This window comes from Demequina flava (assembly GCF_000975035.1).
Taxonomy (GTDB): Bacteria; Actinomycetota; Actinomycetes; order Actinomycetales; family Demequinaceae; genus Demequina; species Demequina flava.
Window position 1 is genome coordinate 1,536,891 of sequence record NZ_BBRA01000001.1, and the last position, 16,556, is coordinate 1,553,446.

Consider the following 16,556-nt stretch of genomic DNA (forward strand, 5'->3'; position numbering starts at 1 on the left):
CCGATGGCATCCCGTAAGGAAATCAAGGCAGACGCCGTTGAATCGGCCGCTGCCGCACGCGAGGCGAAGAAGGCTCGCAAGGCCGAACTGGCTGCCATGGAGCCCGAGGCGCGCAAGGCCGCCAAGGCTTCTGACAAGGCCGCGGCGAAGGACGCCAAGAAGCAGGTCAAGGCAGACCGCAAGGAAGCACGAGCATCGATGACCCGCGCCGAGCGCCGCGAGGACAAGCGCCGCGCCCGCATCAACCGCAAGGTGGCGCACCGTCGTCGCCGCGCAATCGGCTGGGGTATCACCGGCGCCGCAGTGATCGGCATCGTCGCGCTCGCCGCACCGTATGCCGGCGATGTCATGCGGCTCACGTCCCTTCGCCTCGACACCGACACCGAGGCCGGCGTGGCAGCACGTGAGGACGCCGCCGTGGTCGCGGAGAGCGTGTCTGACGAGGGAATTGTGTTGCTCAAGAACGACGGCGCCCTGCCGCTGGCTGAGCCGTCTTTGAACGTCTTCAGTTTCGCGTCCTTCAACGTGAAGCTCGGCGGCGGTGGCTCGGGCGGATCGAACACCGGCGAGGCCCCAGGGCTCTACGACGCCCTCGAAGACCAGGGCATCGCTTACAACACGGAACTGAAGTCCACGATGGAGGACGCTGGCGCGGAGGAGAGCAGCGGTTCGTCGAACGCGTTCGTGCAGATAGCCGGCGCGTTCTTGGGCGGATCCGAGGACGAGCCCGCCCCGGACTACCTCACTGACGACGTCATGGCACAGGCCAAGGAATACGGCGACACCGCGCTCGTAGTGATCGGCAGTGCAGGAACTGAAGGGTCAGACATGACCGCCGAGGACCTGCGCCTGTCCGACAATCAGCGCGCGCTGTTCGACACCGTGACGGACACGTTTGGCGACGTCATCGTGGTCGTCAACGCAGGCAACCAGCTCGAACTCGGCTTCATCGATGAGTACGAGGAGATCACCGGAGCCGTCTGGATCGGAACCCCTGGACCGCGTGGCAACGTGTCACTGGCCAAGGTTCTCGACGGGGACGTGAACCCCTCGGGTCACCTCACGGACACCTATGCGTACGACGTCTCCTCGGCGCCTGCGACCGAGACCTTCGGCGACTTCACGTACGACAACGTCAACCGCGGCTTCCTCAACTACAACGAGGGCATCTACGTGGGCTACCGCTACTACGAGACCCGTTACGTCGATGATGAAGCCGGTTACAACGCGGCCGTGCAGTACCCCTTCGGATATGGATTGAGCTACACGGACTTCACATGGGAAGCCGCTGAGCCCGTCATCACCGAGGACAGCGTGTCCGTCGATGTCACCGTGACCAATGACGGTGACGTGGCCGGCAAGGACGTGGTCCAGGTCTACTACTCGGCTCCCTACACGCCCGGTGGCATCGAGAAGTCCGCGATTGAGCTCGCGGGATACGCCAAGACCGGAAGCCTGGAACCAGGGGCCTCCGAGACCGTGACCGTCGAGTACGACGTGCGCGACATGGCGTCGTGGGACTCCAGCCAGGGCGCTTACGCTCTGGACGCCGGAGACTACGAGATCTCGGTCAGCACGGACGTGCACTCGCCCGTGACACAGTCAAGCCACACCGTGGACGCAACCGTGGTTTACGCCACCGATGCCGACACCGGAACCACTTACGAGAACCGCTTCGAGTACGCCGAAGGTGACCTCACCTACCTGTCGCGCAACGACTGGTCCGGCACGTACCCGACGATGGACGGCGCTGACTTCACGGCATCGGACGAGGTCCTGGCCCGCATGGACCCGGAGTTTGAGCCCACCGCGGGCGAGGGTCCCACGACCGAGGCGGACAACGGGCTCGTGCTCGCCGACCTCAAGGGCCTCGACTTCGAAGACCCGCAGTGGGACGCCTTCCTCGACCAGATGACGATTGACGAGCAGATCGAGATCTTCTCGACTGGCGCCTACCTGACCCCCGAGATCGAGCGTCTGGGCATTCCGTCGATCGTCATGCTCGACAGTCCCGCAGGACTGAACTCGCTGTTCAGCCCGCTCGAGGCCGCCGCGTACCCCACGGAGATCGTCATCGCATCGACGTGGAACGACGACCTCGCATTCGCTGTGGGTGAGTCGGTGGGCACCGAGGCCAACGCTTACGGCGTGCAGGGCTGGTACGCCCCCGGCATGAACCTGCACCGTTCGCCTTATGGCGGCCGCGACTTCGAGTACTACTCGGAGGACCCGGTCATCTCCGGTCGCATGGCAGCAGGCATGGTCAACGGCGCCGAGTCCAAGGACGTCCTGACGTTCATCAAGCACTTCGCGCTTAACGAGCAGGAAGTCAACGCCCGCACCGGTCTCAACGTGTTCGCCTCTGAGCAGGCCATGCGTGAGCTGTACTTCAAGCCCTTCGAGATCGCCGTGAAGGACTCGAACCCGACCGGCGCAATGAGCTCCTTCATCAACATTGGTGGCTCGTGGGCCGGCGGTAACGAGCAGCTCCTGCAGGAACTGCTACGCGGCGAGTGGGGCTTCGAGGGCGTCGTCTCGACGGACGCCGTGCTGGGTGGCTGGATGGACCCCGCGCTCGCGGCCCGTTACGGCAACGACCTGATGCTGGCGCCCTTCGCGAGCGGCTCGGTCAAGAACACCAAGGCCGCGTACGACGAGGACCCAGTCGGAATGGCCATCGGCCTGCGCGACCGCGTCCACTCAGCGCTCTACGCGGTGACGCTCACGGACGCAGTGAACTAGCAATACCGGCCGATGCTGGGGTGGGTTCCGTACGGAAGCCACCCCAGCATCGGCCCGTCCCGGGTTTCTCGATCCGGGAGTTGACGCGGCGCCATACGGTGCCCCACAATTCGTAGCGGTGCGTGTCGGCTGTACAAGTCGGCGCGCACTGTTGTCGTTTCAGGGGGCCGCGGGCGGGCGTCACGGCGTGGTGGGACCGTCTGAGTGTCGGGCATGGGTACCGTAGGACAGTGGTGGACTACATCGGGCGTTCCCTAGTGGCGGACGCGCTTCAAGAGTGGCGAGAGCAGCTTCAGGCTCGCGCCACCGTGTCCCCGTTGCGGGACGTCGTTGCGACGCAATCTGACCTCATCGATTTGAGGCACTCGCACCCCTCCGGACTCGCGCAGTTGTTTGCGGCGAGGCCCACCGCGCTGACATCGCTCGTGCGCGACGACTCGATCAGCCACGACGCCCTCGTCAAGGGCCGCGCCATCATCACCGAGGCCGAACGCGTCAAGGCCGCCACCGGGGCATGGACCGCCGCCATGGCCGTGGGAACCGCGTGCTGGCGCGAGGCCAACCGCGATGTCGAGATGCCCGTTCTCCTGCGTGCCGTCGAACTGGACCGCTATCGCGAACGCGACCTGCACATCACGCTTCGCGATGAGATCTGGGTGAACCCCGTGATCGTGTCCCTGTTGCGCGAGCGCGCCGCCCAGGAAGGCTGGGACGCCGCTCCCGTGCTTCCCAAGATCACCCCGGGTCGCGACTTTGATCCTCGCCCGCTGTGGGACGCGATCGGCGAGCGCAAGGACCTCTTGGGTGAGACGCTTGAGATCCGCAACCGGCTCATCTTGGGCGCATACGACGATCCCGAGCAGCGACTCCTCGACGACCTGGACGACCTCGATGCGGTCATCTCCGCCTCGCCCATCTTGGCCGCGGCAGCGGGCGACCGGGATGCGCTCGCGACTCTCGGCGAGCCGCTGCCGGCCTTTCCCCGTGGTGACCGTGACCCGTTCGGTGAGCGCGGCGTAGGCAATCTCGACGACGGCACATTCGCCGCACTGGATTTGATCGCGACAGGCCGGGATGTGTTCCTTCAGGCTCCCCCTGGGGCCGATGCTGTGGGCATTGCGGCGGCAATCGGTGCCGATGGTGCGGCCTCAGGCCGCACCGTGGCGATCGTGGGTGGTCAGGACGAGGCGCTCAAGGCCGTCGGCCGCCGCATGGCGGACCTGGGTGCGGGCGACATTGTCGTGGACGGCACTGAGGCGGCGTGGAACATGCGAGCGCGCTCGCGGCTGCTCGAGGCCATCACGATGGGCACTCCGCAAGTGGATGACCAGGCGCTGCGGACCTCTGGCGAGGCGCTTGTGCGTGCCCGCTCGGCGCTCCACCGTCGCTTTGACGCTCTTCACCGCACGTACCGGCCGTGGGGCGTCAGCGCCTTCGAGGCCGTGCAGGCGATTGTGCGCATCACCACCGCCACTCCGGCGCCGCAGACCACGACCAGGCTCGGCTCGGACGCCGGTGGAGTTGTCGTCGACCATGGCTTCGCATCCGTGTCAGCAGCGATCGCGCGCGCACTCGCTCCGAGCGAGACCGATGAGGACAAGGTCGAGAAAGAAGCCGAAGCGGCCGCGGCCAGCCCCGTCGATGGCGATGTGGAGCCTTGGTGGACCGGCCATGCCGATCCGGAGGACGGACCTCGACTCGATGAGGCGCTCTCGTCCTTCCTGGGCCGCACGCTTCCCAAACTGCGGTCCGAGGCCGCGATCGCCGCGCATGAAACCGGCGTCGATGAGGCTCCTAGCTTTGAGGTGTGGGCTGACCAGGTCTCGATGTTTGCCGACCTGCGCCAGATTCTCGAGATCTTCTCGCCGGCCGTGTTCCACCGCAGCCTGCACGACCTCGTCTCCGCCACCGCCCCGCATGGGTCCTCCCGCCACGTCGACCTGCCGCGTCGTGACCGCCGCGCGCTCGTTCGCCGCGCCGTTGAGCTCCTACGTCCTGGACGTGGAAAGGAGACTCTCCACGAGGACTTGGTACGTGCACACGAACTCGCGTTGCGCTGGCGCTCGCATTGCTCCGCAGGTGGGTGGCCAGTGGTGCCGGATGACTACGACATCTTCATCGACCGAGTCGAGCGCGGCCAGCACGAGTGGGACGCGATCTCAGGTGTCGTCACCGCCATCACCGACATTGACGACCTGGTCGAACACCCGTGGGACGAGCTCGCAGAGCGTCTGGACCGGCTCGCGCTTGGCGTGCCCGGCTCGCTCGAGTCCTCGGAAGTCACCGACGTTGATGTTGATGTCGAAGCCGGCGGGTTCGCGGCACTGGTGGCAGACCTGCGTGAGCGCGGTGCGAGCGGTGCGCAGATTCGCCGCGACCTCGAGTTCGCCTGGTGGGCGGCCGCGTTCGACGCGATTGTTGCCACCGACCCCTCGCTCACCGAGTACGGAGCTATCGGCACCGCGGTCGAGGAGTTCCGCAACCGTGACGCGGAGTTCTCTGCCGCGCGCATTGGCCCGCTGATGCGTGCCGCCGCGGAGCGCCGCCGAAGCGCGATTGCCCGTCACCCGGACATGGCACGCGACCTCTTCGCTGCACTTGTCGAGGGCCGAGATGCCTCGTACCAGGAACTTTGGCGCGACTTTGCGCCGTTGGTGACGGCGCTACGTCCTGTCGTCCTGGCCAAGGCGGAGCAAGTCTCGCACCTTGCGCCGCCGTCGCTGTCGATTGATGTGGCCATCGTGGTCGCCGGTGAATCGCTGGCGCTCGCGGAGTTGGTGCCGACGCTGGCACGCGCCAAGCAGGTCGTGGTGGTGGGCGATGCCCACGCAGCCACTCGCTCGGCTGTTGCCGGCCTGGCGACGCTCCTGCCGCAAGTCACCGTTCACGCCACCGGTCAGCCGCGCGATCCACGCGTCAGCGCTTTGCTCAGCGACGTCGCCTACGGACGTGCGCTCCCGACGCAGCCCGCTGCGGGTGGTCAGGGCCGCCTCGTCGTGAACTCCGTGGAGGCGTCTGGCGATCCGCGCGAGGGTGTGGACGTCGTGGACACCACCGCGGCGGAAGTGCGCGCGGTTGCCGACTATGTCGAGGCGCAGTTCAAGTCTGATGTGCACCGCTCGCGCGTGGTGATCGCTGGTTCGTTGGCGCATGCCGACGTGGTTCGCTCGGAACTGGAGGCCCGGTCCGCGCGGCTCGCAGCGGCGGTTTCGGTCGAGGCGATGGGTGAGGCGGCTGGATTCCGCTGCGACGAAGCGATTCTCACGGTGGGCTTTGCTCCTGATGCCGACGGAGTCGCTCCAAGCCACCTCGGCGCGCTCTCCGAGCCCTGGGGTAGGGAAGCACTCGTCCAGGCGCTGGTCGCCTCCCGCTGCGACGTCACTGTCTTCACTGCACTGACAGATGAGAACCTCGCTGCAGTTGCGGGAGACGAGCACACCACGCCCGGTGTCGACGACCTGCGCGAACTCCTGCGCGCCGCAGAGACCGATCCGGTTACCCCCGAGCGTCCCGAGCCCGCGCCCAGCGATTGGCTTCTCGCTGATGTCGCTCAGCGCCTCCGCCACGAGGGCTACCCGGTCCACGTGCGCTATGGCAAGTCCGCTGACGCCATCCCGATGGTCGTGGGAGGCAAGAAGAACCCGGAGTTTGCGGTCGCGATTGTGACCGATGAGGCATCGACGGCCGGCTCTGTGTCGCTGCGCGACCGGGTGCGTTGGCAGCGTTCTCAGTTGGAGAAGCTCGGCTGGGTCGTGGTGCCCCTGTGGACGCTTGATGTCTTCATGGACCCGGACTCGGCGGCAGCGCAGGTGCGCGCGGCACTGCCGGAGAACGCGCCCGACCCCGTCATCGTGCAGGACAGTTTCGAGTTTGATGTCGCCGAGGTCGACGCGCCGCAGGTGTTCAACTTGGAGGACGAAGCGCCGCTGCGCCCCGAACCCGAGCCCATGACGCTGGGGCTGTCCACGATCATGGTGGAGTCGGCGATCGATGCCGCGTCGGCGCCGAAGTTCTCGGATGAAGAAGGGGCCGATGCTGCGGTTACCTCCGCGCTTGAGCCCGAGGCGCGTGAGACGGAACCGGCCGATGCTGTGGTGATCGAAGATACGGTCGAGCCTGAGCCTGAGCCTGAGCCAGTCCCGTCCCCGCCCGCCAACGAGCTGGTGATCGAGGAGATCGAACTGGACCTGCAGTTCCCCGACCCGGACCAGGAAGCGCCTGAGGCCGCTCCGAGCGCCGGCACACCTGACAGCCCCGACACCCCGGCCCCCGCCGAGCCTGAAGACGTCGATACGGAGGAGTCCGCGCAGGACAAGGACGCGGGCGAACACGAAGACACCCCTGAGGAAGCTTCCGATGACACCGCGTCGACGGCGACGTCAGAGGCGTCGTCGAAAGGCGCAGACCGGCCGCTGATCCCGACGCGTGCTTGGGAAGACGAGGACGCCGGTTGGGGCGATGGCTACTCGGGGTCGCGCGAAGACGACATCCTGAGGGAGAAGCCGCCGCACTGGTAAGCACTGGAGGCGCCGCGAGCGCATCCCAGCGCCACCGCCCAGCGGGTGTGGCTACTTCTTGGAGTCGCTTGAACTCGATGAGGACTTCGCGGCAGCGCGTGAGTCCGTGCGGTAGAAGCCCGAGCCCTTAAACGTCACGCCGACTGTGCCGAAGACACGGCGGAGTTCACCAGAGCAAACAGGGCAGGCGACGAGCGCGTCGTCGTGAATCGACTGCACCTCGTCAAAGCGGTGGTCGCAGGCGCGACAGGCATACGAGTACGTGGGCATGCGCGTATTCTACGCGGGAAGTGAGGTGATGCCTTGCGGCGTGATCACGGCGTTGACCGGGCGGTCGTGCGGCTCGCGAGGAAGCACTGTCCCGTCGGAGTGAAACTCCGAGGTGAATGTCAGCGCCACGACGGGGGCATCGGGCCGTGCGTAAGTCAATGCGCGGTCATACCAACCGCCGCCCTGGCCTAGGCGGGTGCCCACCAGGTCCACGGCCAACGCGGGCACCACCACGACATCGGCCTGCTCCAATGCCTCACTGGGAAGGAAGTTGCCCGAAGGCTCGGGCGGGCGCCCGGGGGCACGCTCAATCAGATCGTCGGCGCCGTTGTATTCGCCCCAGCCGCGCTGCAGGCCATCGCCCAGGCAAGGGATGAGGACGCGGACACCGCGGTCGTGCAGCGCGGAGATGAGGGGCAAGGTTCCGGGCTCGTGGGGTCGCGAGGCGTAGACCGACACGCACTGGGCGTTGTCGACGGACGGTAGTTGCAGCACCTGATCCCGGAGGGCCTCGGCGAGCTCTTCGTTGCGCCTGATGGAGCGGTGGGCGCGTGCCTTACGGACTGATGCCCGAAGGTGCGCCTTGGCATCTTCAGGCGCCTGTGCTCTGGCATGGCTCGACTGCGAGGTCATGCCTTCCATTGTGGCAGTAAATCGTGAACGGATTGTGACACGCGCCTCACATTGTGGACGGTGGTGTGGCTCGCTTGCCTCGCTCACCCAGACCCAGGACAATGCGAACCGTGACCGTCCACAGCCTCGCCGACTATAAGCGTGTTGTGCACGCTGCGCTCGGCCGTAACCCCGTCCTCGATGTTTTGATCGCCGATGCCGTTGGCGGCACGCTTGCCGAGGACGTCGTGGCCATGCGCGACATCCCTGAGATTCCTGTGGCGGCATGCGATGGCTACGCGGTGACCGCGACGGATGTTGCTGGAGGGCCCAGCTTGGTGGTCTCCCACGACGTGTCGTTTGACGACCGTTCTCCCCGCACGCACGTGCCCGGAACGGCGGCGCGCGTTCCTTCTGGTGCACCGCTTCCGCGTGGGGCCGATGCCGTGGTCCCGTCCGATCACACCGACGGGGGTGTGGCGCGGGTCGCGATTACGGGTGAGGTGGTCGCCGGGCAGTACGTGCGGGGCGCGGGATCCGATGTGCGAGCCGGAGAGATGCTTGTGTCCGCCGGGACCCGCTTGGGTGCCCGGCAGGTGGCAGCTGCCGCCGGCCTTGGGCGTCCACGCCTCAAGGTGCACCCGGTGCCGCGGGTCGTCATCGTGGCCGTGGGAGACGAACTGATCGATCCTGGCGCGCGCCGTCCTGGCGGAGGCGTACCGGACGCGGACTCGCACCTCATGGCGGGCTTGGTTCGCGACGCCGGCGCACAGGCCTTCCGTGTGGGCCCGGTCCCCGATGATCCGCTGCGACTGCGTGCGGCGCTCGAGGATCAACTGGTCAGGGCCGATGTTCTGCTCACCACCGGCGGCCTGTCCCAGGGGACACGGGACACAGTTGCTTCCGTGATGCGGCGCTTGGGCGAGTTCGACGTCGCAGACGTTGCCTTGAACCCGGGCAAGCGCCTGGGACTGGGGTCGATTGACATTGGCACGCGCCACATTCCCGTGGTGTCGCTGCCCGGATCGCCCGCCGCAGCTGCGGTGGCGTTCGAGGCCGTCGTCCGGCCTGCACTGCGTGACATGTGCGGTTTCCACCAGCGCGAGCGCGACGCGCTCGTCGCGACGGTGGGGCAGGGCTGGAGCACTCTCGAGGGGTCTGTCAATGCAGTGCCGGTGACTCTGACTCGCACCGATGAGGGCCGAATCGCGGTGCCCCTGGACGACGGTCAGCTGTCCCTGGCGTCTCTGGCACAGGCCGATGCTCTGGCCTGGACCGGCCCAGACACCACCGAGGTGGAACCCGGCATGCGCGTGCACTGCTCGCGGTGGTGACCGATGCGTCTGACCACACTCAAGCGCGGCCCCATCAGTGTGCGGCCGCTGCGCCGGTCAGATGAGAATGCGTGGCTCGATCTGCGAGCACGCAATAGGTCGTGGCTAAAGCCGTGGGAGGCCACCAACCCGCCAGGGTCCCCGCCCGTGACCGCGAGCTTCGCGTCGGTAGTGCGCCGCGACCGGCGCCAATGGCGTGACGACAGTGGCTATCCGGCGGTGGTCGAGGTCGACAAGAAGTTGGTCGCGCGCGTGACCATTTTTGGAATCCAGTGGGGAGCGGAGCGAGGCGGTTCGATCGGCTACTGGATCGATCGCGACTACGCCGGTCGCGGGATTGTCCCCACTGCTGTGGCCATGTTGTCGACCATGGCGTTTGACCGCGGACTCCATCGGCTCGAGATCGCCGTGCGCCCAGAAAACGCAAAGTCGATCGCGGTAGCGGACAAATTGGGCTTTTCGGACGAAGGTCTCAGGCGCTCGTATCTGTACATCGATGGGGCCTGGCGGGACCACCGAATCTTCGCTCGGACTCAAGGTGCACCGCGCATTGGCCGATATTGGGAGGAACAGAACTGACACGCCGCGCGCCTGCCGCTGTGAACGGCTTGGCGGCCGTACCGTCGTGCCCATGGTGCCACTCGGACTGCTCGCGATCATCGCGCTCGGCCTCGTTGTCGCCTATGTCCTGCCACAACGCATCAAAGAGCGTGGCGACTATGCCCTCGTGCGTACAGAGGACCGCTACAGCGCGCAAATGCGTGTTGTGAAGTCCTCCGCTGAGCGTCTAGAGAAGTTTGCATCGCGGCCGTCGACCGATTCTGGCTCGGTGCCGCTGCTCAAGACCGGTGCCACACGGGCCGAGCGGATTTCGGAGCGCACGGAGACCCAGTCGCGTCCTGTCGGACCGCTCGATCAGGCAGCCGTCTATGCCCAGCGTGAGCGCCTTCGTGTGCGCCGCGACCGTGCCCGCGTTCTCGCTGAGCGTTCGGCGCAGGCCCGCCGCCGCATTGTCGTGTCCGGCGGTGCTCTGGTGATCGCGCTGGTTGCATGGGGTTTTGTTGCTTTCGCAGGAGCCTCGGCCCTTGTGGGCGCCGTCGCCATTGCAGGATTTGTGGGCATCGTCGGTGCCGGAGCGCGCGCAGCCTCTGCGCAGCGCAAGGCTGACGAGCGCCTCATGCTGATTGCCCGTGAAGTGGAAGCTGCTGCAACGGCCACTCAGGCCCTGCGAGTCGTGTCGCGCGAGCGTGCTGCCGGCCACGAGGCCCAGCCCTCCGATGTGGCCACGCAGGCCATCCGCGTCATTACGACCGAAGACTTGGCTCCTCTCGCGGCTCCCGCGCCCGAGCCTAAGGCGGAGTTGGGTGAGCAGGTCGCTCAGGCTCCGTCGGTGGAAGAGTCCGCCGCATGGTCGCCCCGCGAAATGCCCGCGCCGTCCTACACCTTGAAGTCCACCGTGCGTCAGCGTGAGGCGCGTCCCATCTCAACCGAGGACTACGACGCCGCCATGGCGCGTGCCAAGCGTTGGGGACAGCAGCGAGACGAGTCGGCCACGGCAGCAACGTCGTCCACTGGAGCCGCGACCTCAGGTGGAACCGCCGGCACCGTTGCCTCATCCGTGGTGGATGGCGAGCAGCCTGAAGCCGCGACGACGACGGCCGCGCTGGATGCAATCCTCGCTCGCCGCCGACGCGCTGGCTAACTCGCGATCTCGGTGCTGAGCGCCACTCGCGCCATCAAGGCATCGAACACTCGCTCGCGGTCGCACATCATCGCGTAGTCCCGCGCTCGCCGCCGGTGAGAGGCGAGTTGGGTGGCACTCATCCCGAGGATCGCCTCGTCGAGGGCACCAGCGATCGCGCGAGGAGCATCGGTCGGCACCAACATCGCCGTCGACCCGACTGCCTCGGGGATCCCGCCTGTCGCACATGTGATCACGGGCCCGCCTCCGGCCAGCATCTCTTCGACGAGCGCGATCCCGAAGGTCTCCGTGAATTCCGGGCGGGGCTTGGACGGCAACACGTATGCCGAACACGCGGACATCAGGTGCGGCTTTTCCTCATCGCCGACGTCGTCGAGGAAGCGGATGCGCGGTGCCGCCGGGGACGCAGCCGCATACTTGCGTAGCGCCGCCGCGTCAGGGCCGCGCCCCGCGATCACGAGTTCTTGGCTGTGCTGGGACATGGATGCCGCAAAGCCATCGATGAGGTCGTCGACGCCCTTGGCGGTGCCGAGCCGGGACAGGAACAGCACGTAGCCGTCTGCGCTGAGGTCTCGCGCGGACAAGACCCGTGCCGTCTCCTCGGGGTCGAGCTCCAAGTAGGCGGTGGTGTCGATCGCGGGATACGAGATTCCCACGCGCGCCTCGCACTGGGCCGCGAAGGTGGTGCCGTGGCGCGCATCGATGGCCGCGGCCGCCTCGACAATGACCTCCTTGGTGTACTGCGACACCGCCACACAGTGGTCTTGGCTCAGGTAGCTTGCGAGAACGTGGGCCGCCGCGCCAAAGCGATCCTCCTCGACGCACGCGCGCACAACGTCGGTGACGTCTGACCCCACTGCCTCCGCGATGGTCGTGACGTTCACCGGCAACCCCGTGCGGCGTGCCGCGTCCACGGCATCGGCCACGGCGATCGTGTGAGGGGACAGGTAGAGCGAGAGGCACACGGTGGGAACGCCGTCGGTGAACAGTTCAATGAGACGTCCCGTGAGTCCCGCGAGGTAGCGCCCATCGGGGATCTTGTATCCACCCACGGGGTCCGGCCGCTCAACGGTGATCCCAGGGGAGTACGGCATCACCGTGTCGAGGGGTTTCAGAGGTAGTCCGGTCTCCTCGAGGCGGTCCAGCGGCCACGTGACGATGCGCACGTCCGTGAAGCCGCGAGTGAGGGCGACTTCGGCGAGATTGCGTGCCTCGCCGGAGTGACCACAAATGACGGGATCGGCGCGCACCACAATGACGAGGCGGCGGTCAGGGGTAGCCATCATGATTCAACCTCCAGTAGGTGGGTTCCACGACGGGGGCCGATGCTCGGTCCCCCAGTCGCTGGGCTCCGGTCCCAGCGAGAAATGTAGGCGGCCGCCCTCGGCGACCTGGGCGGCGGTGAGCCACGCGCCTTCCAGCGGGCGTCCGTTGAAGCTCGCGCCCTGGACGTACTGCACCGGCCCGCCGTGAGCGGGTTCGGCGAACCCAGACGTGTCGACGCTGAGCATGCCGCCGGCGACCGCGATCGTCGCGTAGTGGAATGACGGCGGGTGCAGCAGGAACAGCGACTGGCCCGCGACAGGGAACAGCCCCAAGGAGGCCCACACGTACCAACTGGACAGTCCGCCGGAGTCATCGTTGCCTGGAAGCCCGCCGCGGCCCGTTCCGAATTGCTGCTGGACGATCGCGTGGACGACTTCCGCAGTCCTGTCAGGCCGCCCCGCGTAGTGATAAGCCCACGGAGCATCCATGTCGGGCTCGTTGTTGAGACCCTCAAACCGCCCCAGTGCGTACCCGGCTGCCATCTCCTCAGCGCCGGGCCTCAACCCCGGCTGAACCACGGCATCGGCCCCAAACCCAAAGAAGTGATCCAGCTGGGCGACGAAGTCCTCGTCTGAGCCGGTGAGCGCAATGCGGCTTTCCATGTCGTGCATGAGGCGGAACGAATAGTTGGCGCGGCTGCCCTCGTAGAACGCGGACTCGACCAGCATCCCGTCCGCACCGAACGCCCGCGGCCACCGCTGCGACAAGTCCTCAAGTTCCGCCGCCAGGTGATCGTCGCCCACGAGCCTCGCCACATGCGCGGTACTCCAGTAGCCGTGAGCGAGATCGAGGGTATGGCTGATGGGATGCGCGACGCCGTGTTGCAGGTAGTCCTCGCCGTAGGTGCGGCGCAGGTCGGCGGTCAGGTGCACGAGCGCCCATTCCCAGTCGATGCCGGCCACACCCAATTGCGCGAGGTCCGCGAGGAAGGTGTGGGCGAGCGCGCTGCCTTGGCGCCCAAACCTGTCCGAACCTCGCGCCATGCGGTAGCCGATGGGGAAGTTGCCCTCTTGTTCGCAGATGGTCAGGAGCGCATTGGCCAGTTCCACTGCCCGCTCAGGAGCCACGGTCGTGAGCAACGGCAGCTGCGTGCGGTAGATGTCCCACATCGTCGAGATGTCGAACGCCCACGGCCCCTTGGAGGGCCAGAACGGGCTCTCATCCTTCGCGAAGGACGGCTTGATAAACGAGTGATACATCGACGTTGCAAACACCTCATGGCGCTCGCGGTTGTCGGTGTCGACGCGGATGGTGCCCAGGATTTCTTTCCACGCCTCCCGCGTCGCCCCAACTCGACGATCGAACGCGGGGCCGGCCGCAGCATCGTCCCTTTCCAGGTTTTTGCGCGCCTGCTCAACTCCCCGCAGGGAGAACCCCATGCGGATCTCGATTTCCTGGCCCTCCTCCGTAGGGCCGGCCCACATGAACCCGAAGGGGCGCAAGGTGGTTGGTCGAATGTGGTCAAAGGCGAGGGAGGAACCGCCGGGCATCAGGCGCCTGTCGTACCAAAGCAGCTGCCGCCAGGTCTCAACGTCGCACTCGATGTGGACGGCGAGCGGGGCGCCCTCGACGACGATCTCGCCTTGGACAACCCCGGGCTCCACCGTTTCAAGGTGCGCTCGTAGCGGGACAGTGGCGCCGTAGGGGATCGCGAGGCCGCCCATCGACATGTCGACAACGACCCGGGCATCGCGGTGCTGGGGGAACGTGTAGCGATGCACCGCACTCTTGGGGCCTACCGTGAGTTCCGCGGTGATTCCCGAGTCGAGTGTGGCGCGGTACCAGCCGGGGGTCGCCTCTTCATCGCTGAGGCGCCACGTGCGGCCGAGCTCATCGAGAGAGTCGAGCATGGGCGTGACGCGCATGTAGTTGTAGTACTTGCGGATCGCGCCCGTGCCGGATTGCTGGAAGTGCGTGAAGCCGGAGGCCACGAGATCGTCATGGATGGTGTCAGGTACGCCTTCGGTGGACAGGTCGTAGCGTCCGTAGCCGGTGGGGTAGCCGCCCGAGTACGCGCACGCACTGACCATCCCGAGCGGGTGCGTGGCTCCGGGGTGCGTGTTGCCGATGAGCGGTTTGGGCGCCCACCATGTGGCGGCCAGGCCCGTGGGCGCGGGCAGGTCTGTCGGCTCCGCGCCAATGAACGGGTCCACGGATTCGAGCATGAGCGCCCCTTTCGGGCGGCAGAGACCTGTCGCCATCTACGTCACTGACGTTAGGCCGCGCCGGTTCCGGCGCCGTTGCCGGAATGCGTCGAATGTGTGAACTCTGCCGTTGCGCTACCTCGGGAAAGCAAAAAGGAGGGCCGATGCCCCGGTTGCCCGGAGCATCGGCCCTCCTGTGAAGAGCGTGAAGACTTAGCCGTTAATGACCTGGTGCTCGTTCTCGGAGCCGGCGGTCGGCAGGTTCTTGCCCAGGACGAATGCCTGGACGATGCCCACGATGCCGAGCAGCAGGATCGTGATGCCGGTCATGATGACCAACGCGAGCGCGCTCCAGGTGGGGACCGCGATGAGGACGATGCCCGCGATGATCGCGATCGCGCCGCGCACATAAGCCATGGTCGATGCGGATGAGCGTCCCGCCTGGGCCAGGGTCGCTACGCCTTCAATGACCCAGCCGATGCCGATGAGGATCACGACCATGACCGTGAGGACCTCGGTGGAGGTCGTGAGGTTCTTCAGCATGACCACGCCGCCCAGCAGCAGGAAGATACCGATGATGATGTTGAGGATGCGTGAGCCGGAGGAGACGTCGCGGCTGAAGATGCCGACGGAGATGCGCACGGCTCCTGTGATCGCGAAGAAGATTCCCGCGAAAACTGCCAGCACACCTAGCGACTTACCCGGCCATACGAGCAGTGCGATACCGATCAGCACGCCGATGATGCCCATCACGCCCATCATGACGCGGGCTGCGTTGACGGCCTTGCGCGTCATGGTTTCCGGGTCGAATCCCAGGTCATCGGGAAAGCGGGGCTGGGTCATGGTTCCTCCTGTGAAGTGAAAGCGTCATGGTCATCGTATCGGTGCCGCGTCGAGTGTCTTGTGAGGCGCTCTAAAGCCCGTTGATCCCGTTTAGCAGGAGCGTGACGCCCGACTACGCGGACAACACCAATGAGGCTGCGTGCACCGTGGCGGGCTTGAGTGCGCGGGTGATGGGCTTGGCGAGCAGAAGGCCGATCGCGAGGAACGGGATCATGGAGACGCTCTCGACGAGGTCGATCCCGAATTGCCTGGGCGCTGTGCCGCCGGGTGAGGCCAGCAGTGTGATGATCGACGCCACGGACGTCACGGCGAAGAACGCTGACATGGTGGCGTGCATGCGGTCGACATCGTCTGGCCGGTAGGCGACGGCCACCGGCGGGCCGGGCAAGGCGGCGATGGGGCTGAGCGCTCCGTCAAGGGCGCCAGCATTCCATGACCGGAGCGTTCGCGACCGATGGCGCGGTGTCTGAGGGCCGATGTTTGGGGCGCGCAGAGTTTTCGTGCGCGCCTAGCGCGGTGGTATTCTCAGGGGTCTTGGGGCTGTGGCGCAGTTGGTAGCGCGTCTCGTTCGCAATGAGAAGGTCAGGGGTTCGATTCCCCTCAGCTCCACCATCTGAAGGCCGTTCCGCGAGGAGCGGCCTTCGTGCTTTTTGAGGTGCGCCATCGCGCTTATGTGCGCAGAGCGGCCCGGATGGCGTCAAGCGCCTCGTCGTCGCTGAGACCGAGCTTGCGGACCTGGTGAACGTAGCTCAGAGCAGCCGCCTGAGCCGCCTTCTCTCGAGGATCACCGTGCGGAGACACAATTGTTCCGTTGCGGCCACGAGTCTCGACCACGCCCTGAGACTCGAGTTCGCGGTACGCCCGTGCAACTGTGTTCGCGGCGACGCCTAGATCCTGAGCAAGCGCGCGAACCGGTGGCAACCGAGTGCCCGGCGTCAGCGTTCCTGATGCCACAGCATCACGAACCTGAACGCGGATCTGCTCGTATGGCGGAATCGTTGACTCCGCGTCGACTGTCACGACCATCCTGCGAGAATACTGCGCGTGGGTCGGGTAACTCGGCCGG

General features: G+C 66.4%; 12 protein-coding genes and 1 tRNA gene. 6 read left to right on the forward strand and 7 right to left on the reverse strand.

Going from position 1 to position 16,556, the window contains the following annotated elements:
* Positions 1 to 3 precede the first annotated feature (3 nt).
* Positions 4 to 2,742, forward strand: a complete 2,739-nt coding sequence (locus tag AOP74_RS07230) for a glycoside hydrolase family 3 protein (RefSeq protein ID WP_061961616.1) — start codon at positions 4 to 6, stop codon at positions 2,740 to 2,742.
* Between the two features lie 230 nt (positions 2,743 to 2,972).
* On the forward strand, positions 2,973 to 7,259 hold the full coding sequence (locus AOP74_RS07235; protein ID WP_152649211.1) for a PDDEXK-like endonuclease domain-containing protein: 4,287 nt from the start codon (positions 2,973 to 2,975) through the stop codon (positions 7,257 to 7,259).
* Positions 7,260 to 7,310: 51 nt separating this feature from the next.
* Here AOP74_RS07235 and AOP74_RS07240 read toward each other — a convergent pair whose 3' ends face one another.
* Together AOP74_RS07240 and AOP74_RS07245 are read right to left on the reverse strand one after the other, a co-directional pair.
* Positions 7,311 to 7,529, reverse strand: a complete 219-nt coding sequence (locus AOP74_RS07240; RefSeq protein ID WP_061961618.1) for an FmdB family zinc ribbon protein — start codon at positions 7,527 to 7,529, stop codon at positions 7,311 to 7,313.
* Positions 7,530 to 7,538: 9 nt separating this feature from the next.
* The gene (locus AOP74_RS07245) at positions 7,539 to 8,162 is read right to left on the reverse strand and encodes a 5-formyltetrahydrofolate cyclo-ligase (RefSeq protein WP_236683746.1); all 624 of its coding nucleotides are present in this window, start codon (positions 8,160 to 8,162) and stop codon (positions 7,539 to 7,541) included.
* Between the two features lie 110 nt (positions 8,163 to 8,272).
* On the opposite strand from AOP74_RS07245, the gene AOP74_RS07250 reads away from it, so the two are divergent.
* From AOP74_RS07250 to AOP74_RS07260, 3 genes are read left to right on the forward strand one after another with little or no spacing between them, the layout of a single operon-like run.
* A complete protein-coding gene (locus AOP74_RS07250; protein ID WP_160297468.1) occupies positions 8,273 to 9,475 on the forward strand; it encodes a molybdopterin molybdotransferase MoeA in 1,203 nt (400 codons plus the stop codon).
* 3 nt (positions 9,476 to 9,478) lie between these two features.
* Positions 9,479 to 10,054, forward strand: coding sequence for a GNAT family N-acetyltransferase (locus AOP74_RS07255; RefSeq protein ID WP_061961621.1), 576 nt, complete (start codon positions 9,479 to 9,481; stop codon positions 10,052 to 10,054).
* A 52-nt stretch (positions 10,055 to 10,106) separates the two neighbouring features.
* Complete coding sequence (locus AOP74_RS07260) at positions 10,107 to 11,177, forward strand: hypothetical protein (RefSeq protein WP_061961622.1); 1,071 nt, start codon at positions 10,107 to 10,109, stop codon at positions 11,175 to 11,177.
* Here the strand turns inward: AOP74_RS07260 and AOP74_RS07265 are convergent.
* From AOP74_RS07265 to AOP74_RS07280, 4 genes are all read right to left on the reverse strand, one after another.
* Positions 11,174 to 12,463: a glycosyltransferase family 4 protein gene (locus AOP74_RS07265; RefSeq protein ID WP_236683747.1), complete on the reverse strand. Its 1,290-nt coding sequence runs from the start codon at positions 12,461 to 12,463 to the stop codon at positions 11,174 to 11,176. The genes AOP74_RS07260 and AOP74_RS07265 overlap by 4 nt on opposite strands.
* A 3-nt stretch (positions 12,464 to 12,466) precedes the next feature.
* On the reverse strand, positions 12,467 to 14,668 hold the full coding sequence (locus AOP74_RS07270) for a glycoside hydrolase domain-containing protein (RefSeq protein ID WP_061961623.1): 2,202 nt from the start codon (positions 14,666 to 14,668) through the stop codon (positions 12,467 to 12,469).
* A 192-nt stretch (positions 14,669 to 14,860) separates the two neighbouring features.
* The gene (locus tag AOP74_RS07275; RefSeq protein ID WP_061961624.1) at positions 14,861 to 15,490 is read right to left on the reverse strand and encodes an HdeD family acid-resistance protein; all 630 of its coding nucleotides are present in this window, start codon (positions 15,488 to 15,490) and stop codon (positions 14,861 to 14,863) included.
* A gap of 112 nt (positions 15,491 to 15,602) precedes the next feature.
* Complete coding sequence (locus tag AOP74_RS07280) at positions 15,603 to 15,878, reverse strand: hypothetical protein (protein WP_152649212.1); 276 nt, start codon at positions 15,876 to 15,878, stop codon at positions 15,603 to 15,605.
* A gap of 148 nt (positions 15,879 to 16,026) precedes the next feature.
* Here AOP74_RS07280 and AOP74_RS07285 point away from each other — a divergent pair.
* Positions 16,027 to 16,102: transfer RNA gene (locus AOP74_RS07285), tRNA-Ala, on the forward strand.
* Positions 16,103 to 16,159: 57 nt separating this feature from the next.
* On the opposite strand, the gene AOP74_RS07290 is transcribed toward AOP74_RS07285, so the two are convergent.
* Positions 16,160 to 16,516 (reverse strand): GntR family transcriptional regulator, encoded by a 357-nt coding sequence (locus AOP74_RS07290; RefSeq protein ID WP_061961626.1) that lies wholly within the window; start codon positions 16,514 to 16,516, stop codon positions 16,160 to 16,162.
* Between the last annotated feature and the right edge of the window lie 40 nt (positions 16,517 to 16,556).